A 1,369-nucleotide genomic window follows, 5' to 3' on the forward strand; every position below is an offset into this window, starting at 1 on the left:
GCAGCGCGGCCGAGGCGCTCGGACCCGACAAGGCCCGTCGGCTGGTCCGTGCGGCCTCACACTATCTCTCGCAGACGGACCGCTGGGAAATGTCCTGCCGTTTCGATCTCGCCGCAGTCTCGGAATCTCGGGACGGGCTGGAGGTCACGCTCTTCAGCAACGTCATCGACGCCGCCGAGTTCGGCTAACCGCGCCGCGCTCGATATAGTAAGGAATATGCACAATGCCTCAGGAAACCGATTCCCTGCGCCCCGGCCTGTACGTGGTGGCAACGCCGCTGGGCAACGATGGTGACCTCTCGCCCCGTGCCGCCGGAGTGCTACAGCGTGTCGAACTGGTCCTTGCCGAGGACACGCGCCGCACCGGGCTGCTCCTGCAGCGTACGGGTGTGGAGCGCGGCGGGGAGATGACCAGCTTTCACGACCACAACGAGGAAAAAAAAGACCGCCTACGTTCTCTCCCGTCTGGAAGAGGGCGCAGCAGTGGCGCTCGTCTCGGATGCGGGCACGCCGCTCATGTCCGACCCCGGCTTCCGGCTGGTGCAGGCATGCCGTGCAGCCGGGCATCCGGTGCGGCCCGTCCCCGGTCCCAGCGCCCCGGTCACGGCGCTCTCCGCCTGCGGGCTCCCGCCCATCCCGTATGCTTTCATCGGCTTCCCGCCCCGCAAGGAGGGGCAGGCCGTAAGGTTTTTCGAGCCATACCGCGATACCGGGGCCACGCTGGTCTTCTTCGAGCGCAAGACCCGCGTCGAGTCCACCCTCAAGGCCGCCTTTAAGGCGCTGGGAGACCGGCCTTACTGCATCGCACGGGAGCTGACCAAGGATTACGAGGAGTTTCTTTACGGTTCTCTCGCTTCGCCCGATCCGGCGCATTACGACATCAAGGGCGAGGTCACGGTGGTCATCGGCCCGCCCGAGGACACCGGCCCCAGCGATGAAGCCGAGGCAGACGCCGTGCTGGCCGAGGAGGGCGAACAGGGCGGCAAGCCCAAGGAGATCGCCCGTCGCGCCGCCGCCCGCCTGAACGGCTGGACCGCCAAAGAGCTGTACGCGAGGATGCGTCGCTGATGCCTTTTCAGAAAATCGCCCGCCGCGCCATCGGATTGCGACATCTTTCAGACGCGGACATCGACGCCGTGACCAGTTGCCCCGACGAGCGGCTGCCTGAACTGATGCAGGCCGCGCGTCAGGTGCGTAGCGAGTTCTTTGGTGACCGCGTCGAACTGTGCGCCATCGTCAACGCCCGCAGCGGCCGCTGCCCCGAGAACTGTTCCTTCTGCGCCCAGTCCGCGCACCATGACACCGGATGCGACGAGTATCCGCTCATCGATCCCGAGGCCGTGGGGCGCGCCGCGCGCGAGGCCCGCGAG

Annotated in this window: 1 protein-coding gene and 2 pseudogenes; all 3 read left to right on the top strand. The window is 67.0% G+C overall.

The window, feature by feature from the left end:
• The coding region (locus JCM12178_RS18860) for a YraN family protein (RefSeq protein ID WP_369404556.1) at positions 1 to 188 on the top strand (188 nt) is incomplete at its 5' end.
• A 35-nt stretch (positions 189 to 223) separates the two neighbouring features.
• Positions 224 to 1,067: pseudogene (rsmI, locus tag JCM12178_RS17370) on the top strand (16S rRNA (cytidine(1402)-2'-O)-methyltransferase).
• A pseudogene (locus JCM12178_RS17375) lies at positions 1,067 to 1,369 on the top strand (biotin synthase BioB); the annotation flags it as partial. The pseudogenes rsmI and JCM12178_RS17375, both read left to right, overlap by 1 nt.

This window comes from Salidesulfovibrio brasiliensis JCM 12178 (assembly GCF_001311825.1).
GTDB lineage: Bacteria > Desulfobacterota > Desulfovibrionia > Desulfovibrionales > Desulfovibrionaceae > Pseudodesulfovibrio > Pseudodesulfovibrio brasiliensis.